This window comes from Rothia sp. P5764 (genome assembly GCF_048512965.1).
Classification (GTDB): domain Bacteria; phylum Actinomycetota; class Actinomycetes; order Actinomycetales; family Micrococcaceae; genus Rothia.
In genome coordinates, this window is the sequence record NZ_JBLXXQ010000009.1 from 38,078 (window position 1) to 44,162 (window position 6,085).

A 6,085-nucleotide genomic window follows, 5' to 3' on the forward strand; every position below is an offset into this window, starting at 1 on the left:
TGGTGGGGGCTGGCACCCGGTACGCTCACCACGGGCTACCAACTAGTTATTTGGTATTCGTCACCGGAGTAACGTCAGTGGGGAAACAACCCAACGGTGACTGTCCAGTTTTCTCAACAATTTCCAGGCACTTATTTGTCAGATACTCTTCGGAAACTGACTGATCAAAAACCTCAGCCGCCTGCGCTTCCTGCTCAGCAGTGCTCTTAGCCTGCTCAGCCTTACGAGTCTTAGCCACTTCCTCTTGCAGAGAATCAATGCGTGACTGAGTAGCCTGGTCAAAAGAAATAACCGGCAAAGTCACCGAAATAACATCAACCTGCCCCCGCGTCTTCTCCTGCATACGTTTAAGAACATCTGCCTGAATAGCAGCAAGGTCAGAGCCACCCTTCGCAGGGTCAACCGCGTTGAGTGGATCGTAGCCAGCCATAGCCTCGTTGATGGCCGCCTTCAAATTGCGGTCAATAACATTCGACTGGATCTTAGAAATATCAGCGTCTTTATAGGACATGAACGCTTCTTCCGCGCCCTCGATACGCAACTGCCATTGGACCGAGGCATCAACCTTGGCTTTAGCATTGTTTGCCAGGCGTACATCAATCTGGTTATCACCGTTGTAAATGTCATTCTGGATTGTGCCGTCCATGTCATGAACGCTCCACCAAGGGGCCTTAAAATGAAGCCCGTTCTCGTAGGAATGAACCGGTTTTCCGAAGCTGGTTGCCACGCCAACAGAACGTGGGGGAACCTGAGTAACACACATGAACGCAGTGATAACAAGAGCGCCGGCGGCAACGAGGGCACCACCAGCAGATATCTCACGGTTGCCAGAAGCCTCACCGCCCAAAAAAGCAATGGCTCCAATAATAAAAGCCAAGGCGATAAGGCCGAGAATGAAGAGCATAATTATCTCCTAGTATTTGAAGTTGTGTATGGACGAATGTTTCCTGGAAGGAGCCATTCAGTGCCCGTCCTTGGTCTTGCACCAAGTCGAGAAAAACAAAAGCCCTTCCACATCGAGGAAAGGCCAGAAAATTTAATGAGATACTCAGAATATGAGCAACGGAAATATCCAAATCTACCAAGCTAACGGTGAGTACAGACTTGGAACCATCAATACGACAGCAGAAGAAGCCCTAGCAGCACAACAGATCATTCAAGAGACCTACCATGCGAATCATAAGGCTATTATCTTCTTGCTTAACGGGAACGAAGCATACAAGCTCTCCCCCGCCTTGCCTATGATCTTTCGCGCCGGAAAAACAGACGCAAAAATCCTTGCGAAGCAGCTTGATAGGATACGCACAGAACTTGAGGCAAAAGGCTCGATAACTCTTTCAGAGTCTCCGCAGTTTGGCTTGACTCCAGCAGTGGATACTGAAGAAGCCCAAGAGAAAATTCATTTTCAGGAGGGCAGTAAGACTTCTGCATAGCACGAGCTTTCACCTTGTACTTCTCAAATTCTTCCCGTGTGGGGAAGGCTCCCCGATTTGGGTCCGGGTTAAAGGTATTAGGGTAGGGGTGAGTTCGCTCAGCATGGTACTCAATGACTGAGACTAGTTGGCGTGTGCTGTAGATGATGCTTGCAGTGATGAGGGCTGAGCTAATAGATTTCATCATTCCTTTTCTTTCTTTAGGCCATTTGAACGCCGGTACGGATATTGATACCCAGAGATCGCAGAATGTTGTTCACAGCCTGCTCCCCTGTTGGGTCATCGTGAGCTAGTACCTTCACGAACTCAGGGGTGACGAAGCGGTTCCGCTTGATTTTTTGGGCTAGCTTGTCAGCGGCGGCTCGTGATATCGGTGAGGCGCTACCGGCGTAAAAGGCCAGCAGGGCATCTCTTATCTGATTCTTTGTAGGCATGGTTACATCCTTTCGGTTTTAGAGCCCTTGTTCTTTAGGGTCCTGGGTGAAGTCTCGGAAGACAGCCACCTGTTTTTGGGTAAATTCCCCGAATTAACGGGATAGTTAAACCGAGCTACAAAAGCTGTAGCCACCTGATGAATGGAGTTATCTTGTCTAAGACAGACCTACCTGACGCGCCGAAGCGTGCGCTCACGAGCCACGTTAAGTTCTATTTGCCGGGCAATACTGTCAGCGTCAAAACCAGCTACCTCGTTGCTGAGGCCATGACTGTTATCCTGCCCAACTACGCAACAACCAACCCCGGAAACTTCTTTAGAGTCAGCATCGGGGATAAAACGCGGCATGTTATGCCCGTTAACACTGCCTTTAGTGTTTCCCATGACGAAGTTTTTGAGATTGATACAGCAGAAAATCGCTTGGTTGTTGAAAAGCTGACTAATACGCTGAATGACAGCCTGAGTCTTTACTTTGATGAAGAGGGGCGTCTCTTGTCCTGGTAGACGACTCATGATTCTTGTTGCCCGGCTACTATCAGTAGCCGGGTTCTTCTTATTATTCGTAAGCTCCACGATGGGTTCCTTTCTTGGTTGTTATCCGATGGCTTTCCATCCACTTTGCGACTCTATAATGTGTCACCCTTCCAGAGTTTTACGCCGCCGACAGCTTATATACCTCTTCCCGGAAAAATTCGTGGACCTCAACACCCAACCACCGCGCAGCGGCTGCTAACTGGTCTGTATTCATGGGTTGCTTCCCATTGACATAGAGACTGGCAGTATTCCTTGCAACCCCCAGCTCTCTAGCTAGGGCAGTAACAGTAGCTTGCCTAATACCCATCAGTGCCCTTAAGTTATCCGAGATGGTGGCGGTAGTGCTTGCCATCCTTAATCTCCTTCCGATTGCTACAACATCAGCATGACACTATATTGAGTCAAATGCAAGCCATCTTGAAACTTTTTTTCAAAATGTTGTACTGTTGACTTATGGCACAAGTAAAGAATCCTAAGCCAGAAGCGTTCACTCTAGCCCTCCACACTGAGCTAAGAGCCTGGACTGGGCGCCGGGGCTTAAGCCTCAGACAGCTCGCCGAGCAGTCGGGGGTAAACCGAAGCAAAATACAGCGCACTATTAGCTCTGACCAAGCAGCTCTAGATACTGACGAGATAGACGCTATCTGTCAGGCATTGGAAATTAGCCCCAAAGACCTAGTAGATTCCGCTGTGAACGCTCTAAAGCAACAGGCGCGAAAGAACAACGAACCGACCTACCAGGAAATCCTCAAAGCCCTAAAACCCCAAGACGGTTATACCCTGGCTGCGATGGAGAGCGAGCGTCACCCAGATATGGAGGAAGGCGTTGAGTACTACGAATAAAGACCCATACCTAGAAGCAGAAAAACTAGGGCTAGAAATCTGCCACACCAACACACTACCTACAGGCATAGACGGTCTCTACACTGGGGACAGACTCCTTGTACGCCCGCACCTGCCAAACAGATTTGAAATTAGCACTCTATGGCACGAGCTTGGACACCACCATTACGGGCTCACCCACGTACCTTCACATCTGTCCTCAAGGCTGGAATATAAATGCGACTGCTACGCCGCAGAACACCTCATTAACCAGCGCGATTTAGAAATTCTTGCGAGAATCTATCCAGACGACTCAGAGCGTATAGCCTACGAATTAGGAGTAACTCAAAGAATCCTCAAAGCATACCTATCAGCGCACCCTTACAGACAAGCAGTAGCATTACCAGCCTAAGCCGGCCCAAGGTTTACAACCCTAAACCCCTACGCACATAAAACCCTTTTCAGAGAAAGCCCTCCCCCATGAAAAAATCTCTAGCCTACATCTCACTCTCCGCCATCCTGCTCACCGGGTGCGGAGCTGCCCAAAACAACCCAGCAGAGGCTCCATCCTCCTCTGCCGTAGCTTCAGCATCGAGCAAACCTGCGCTCTCCCCCGTCAACACGACCCAGACCATGACCTTCAAAGCTGACAACGGGGCAGTAGGTGAACTAACCCTCGGCACTACCCCCAATACTGAAATCGGTGATGCGGCGACCCGCTTCGGGCAGCCCATCAAGACCTGGGGGAAGCTGAAAATTGATAACCGGAACGGGTCAAACTCGATTAGCCCAATCACGATAACTTTCATCGACCCTGACGGATCCAAATACGAGATGACCGATATCTACAGTGTAACCGCAGGCTGGTACGGCAACTCTAAATACGGCGACGAGGGCCACGATGAGAAACAGGCCCTTTACTCAAAGTATGGGAGCTTTGAAATCAAGCCCGGAGAAGTAGCCGAGCTAGAGGTAGCTTCACTCTCCGAAATCCCTCAGAACGTCTCTGACGCAGAAATAAACGGGGTAGGCAACACCTTCGTCGTAAAACTTACCAACGACAAGCTAGATGCCGAAATCATGGTTCCCCAGGCATCATCTTCCCCCGCCGCCTCAGCTAGTGCCCCATCATCAAAACTGCGTAGAGCGTTTACCGGCACCACGCTTAAGGGCAACGATATTGGCTTTGCGATTCTGGACCCAGCAGAACAGATTTCGCTCAATGAGCAGATGAAAGGCGTCAGCTTTGAAGGCTCCTGGGGCGTACTCTGCTCACAAATGGCGGTAGTGGACCAGCTCAAAGAAACCGGTGTGGAAACAACCAACAAGGCGACCGGTGACACCTACGCCTGGCGGTCTATCAAATATGCTGGCCCTGAAAGGCTCGGAGCAGGCGAGGATATGCAGGCCATCAACGGTGTACTAGATGCGGCGAGCGCGCAAAGCATGGAAACCGGGCATAATTGCGCCCTGGTAATGTCCGACGACCCAGTCGCAATGATGGGCGCTGATACCGCCACCGTTGGCCGGTACATGGGCGGCGGGCAAATCATCGACAGAGCAGAAATAAACTAGAAAGAAGGAAGAAGATGCGCCCGCCTTTACCTATCGGCTCCCACGGCGAGATAAGCGCTGTCAAAATCGCCAACGGTAAATGGCGAGCACGAGCATACTACCGCGACACCACCGGCAAGCGCAGGGACATTACCGCTAACGCGACCAGCAAAGCCGCTGCTGTAAATAAGCTCCGTGAAAAGATAGCGGCCTATCAGCCAGTCGAAGAAACTACCGCAACTATGCGGCTCAAAGACTTCACCCAAATTTGGCTCAAAGACTACAAAAAAACCGTCACCTTCAACACCTTTCGGCAGACAAGCCTCATTATCAAGAACTTCATCGAGCCAGTAGGTCAGATAAGGCTTAACGAGATCACCGTCCCCTGGCTTGAAAAGCAGATAGCCGCAGCAGGCGAAAAGCGTACCCGTGATGGACGCACCATTGGCGGCCCATCATCGGCCACCCGCCTACGCATCATGTACAAGATGATTCTAGGTGAGGCAGTGAGACTTGGCGCCTTACCAGTGAACCCTGCGGAGCAAACCCGTGCTGTAAAGATTGAGCGAGAGGCGGTCAAAGCGCTGTCACCGGAGCAAATGACCGAGCTAAGAAAGACAGTGCGAGATTTTTATCTGTCCTACCCCCACTGGACGCGGGCCAAAGAATGGATGCCTGACTTCATAGATTTCCTGGTGGGCACAGGTTGCCGTGTAGGGGAAGCGGTCTCTCTCAAATGGGATGATCTAGACCTCGAATCTGGGCTGTGCACGATTAGGTCTACCGCAATTATTGACTCCGGCGCGTCTGTTTATCAGCCTTATACCAAGACCAAAAACGACCGGGCTATTACTCTTCCTGGGTGGCTCATTGCTGTGCTCCGCGAGCGCGAGAGGCGATCGGGCGGGGAGGGTTTTGTTTTCACCGCAAAGGGTGGGGGGATGGTGAAGTATTCGGTGCTGACCCATAATTTTAAGAACTCCCTGGGTGGGAAGTTTGGGAAGATTACGCCGAAGATTATTCGTGCTTCGGTGGCAACGATGATTGAGCGTGAGCTTGGGCTTGAGGCGGCTGGGTTGCAGCTGGGGCATGATGATTTTAAGACTACGAAGAAGTCTTATATTGAGCGGCGTGGTGTTTCTGATGCTGTTGGGGTTTTGGGTGGTTTGTAGTCGGTCACTATAAACTCACTACTTTGGGCGTGGAATGTAGTGGTGTTCTATGGAGTTCTGGGAAGTTTGGATTATGCGGTTCGCCTAGTCATATGGACTTACCGGGAGTTCTATGGAGTCAGGGGAACACGCGATTA

General features: G+C 50.7%; 9 protein-coding genes and 1 pseudogene. 7 read left to right on the top strand and 3 right to left on the bottom strand.

Features of this window, described 5'->3' with window-relative positions; all coding sequences use genetic code 11:
• Positions 1–46 precede the first annotated feature (46 nt).
• Positions 47–904 (bottom strand): SPFH domain-containing protein, encoded by an 858-nt coding sequence (locus ACN08Y_RS10440; protein WP_419112663.1) that lies wholly within the window; start codon positions 902–904, stop codon positions 47–49.
• A 151-nt stretch (positions 905–1,055) separates the two neighbouring features.
• Between ACN08Y_RS10440 and ACN08Y_RS10445 the strand changes: the two genes are divergently transcribed.
• The gene (locus ACN08Y_RS10445) at positions 1,056–1,433 is read left to right on the top strand and encodes a hypothetical protein (RefSeq protein WP_419112664.1); all 378 of its coding nucleotides are present in this window, start codon (positions 1,056–1,058) and stop codon (positions 1,431–1,433) included.
• 200 nt (positions 1,434–1,633) lie between these two features.
• Here the strand turns inward: ACN08Y_RS10445 and ACN08Y_RS10450 are convergent, their stop codons facing one another.
• Entirely contained in the window at positions 1,634–1,867 is a 234-nt protein-coding gene (locus tag ACN08Y_RS10450) for a hypothetical protein (RefSeq protein ID WP_419112665.1), read from the bottom strand.
• 152 nt (positions 1,868–2,019) lie between these two features.
• Between ACN08Y_RS10450 and ACN08Y_RS10455 the strand changes: the two genes are divergently transcribed.
• Positions 2,020–2,370, top strand: coding sequence for a hypothetical protein (locus ACN08Y_RS10455; RefSeq protein ID WP_419112666.1), 351 nt, complete (start codon positions 2,020–2,022; stop codon positions 2,368–2,370).
• A 148-nt stretch (positions 2,371–2,518) separates the two neighbouring features.
• On the opposite strand, the gene ACN08Y_RS10460 is transcribed toward ACN08Y_RS10455, so the two are convergent.
• Complete coding sequence (locus tag ACN08Y_RS10460) at positions 2,519–2,752, bottom strand: helix-turn-helix domain-containing protein (protein WP_419112667.1); 234 nt, start codon at positions 2,750–2,752, stop codon at positions 2,519–2,521.
• A gap of 101 nt (positions 2,753–2,853) precedes the next feature.
• On the opposite strand from ACN08Y_RS10460, the pseudogene ACN08Y_RS10465 reads away from it, so the two are divergent.
• The 5 genes and pseudogenes from ACN08Y_RS10465 to ACN08Y_RS10485 form a co-directional block, all read left to right on the top strand.
• Positions 2,854–3,069: pseudogene (locus ACN08Y_RS10465) on the top strand (helix-turn-helix domain-containing protein); the annotation flags it as partial.
• A 21-nt stretch (positions 3,070–3,090) separates the two neighbouring features.
• Positions 3,091–3,243, top strand: a complete 153-nt coding sequence (locus tag ACN08Y_RS10470; protein WP_419112671.1) for a hypothetical protein — start codon at positions 3,091–3,093, stop codon at positions 3,241–3,243.
• Positions 3,227–3,634 carry an ImmA/IrrE family metallo-endopeptidase gene (locus ACN08Y_RS10475; RefSeq protein WP_419112668.1) on the top strand — a complete coding sequence of 136 codons (408 nt, stop codon included), beginning with the start codon at positions 3,227–3,229 and terminating at the stop codon, positions 3,632–3,634. The genes ACN08Y_RS10470 and ACN08Y_RS10475 overlap by 17 nt, the downstream gene beginning before the upstream one ends.
• Before the next feature lie 68 nt (positions 3,635–3,702).
• Positions 3,703–4,797, top strand: coding sequence for a hypothetical protein (locus tag ACN08Y_RS10480; protein ID WP_419112669.1), 1,095 nt, complete (start codon positions 3,703–3,705; stop codon positions 4,795–4,797).
• Positions 4,798–4,811: 14 nt separating this feature from the next.
• Complete coding sequence (locus ACN08Y_RS10485; RefSeq protein ID WP_419112670.1) at positions 4,812–5,948, top strand: tyrosine-type recombinase/integrase; 1,137 nt, start codon at positions 4,812–4,814, stop codon at positions 5,946–5,948.
• Positions 5,949–6,085 lie beyond the last annotated feature (137 nt).

Coding starts and splice junctions, on each gene's coding strand:
- ACN08Y_RS10460 (WP_419112667.1), bottom strand. CDS start 2,752: ATGGCAAGCACTACCGCCACCATCTCGGATAACTTAAGGGCACTGATG.
- ACN08Y_RS10445 (WP_419112664.1), top strand. CDS start 1,056: ATGAGCAACGGAAATATCCAAATCTACCAAGCTAACGGTGAGTACAGA.
- ACN08Y_RS10485 (WP_419112670.1), top strand. CDS start 4,812: ATGCGCCCGCCTTTACCTATCGGCTCCCACGGCGAGATAAGCGCTGTC.
- ACN08Y_RS10450 (WP_419112665.1), bottom strand. CDS start 1,867: ATGCCTACAAAGAATCAGATAAGAGATGCCCTGCTGGCCTTTTACGCC.
- ACN08Y_RS10440 (WP_419112663.1), bottom strand. CDS start 904: ATGCTCTTCATTCTCGGCCTTATCGCCTTGGCTTTTATTATTGGAGCC.
- ACN08Y_RS10480 (WP_419112669.1), top strand. CDS start 3,703: ATGAAAAAATCTCTAGCCTACATCTCACTCTCCGCCATCCTGCTCACC.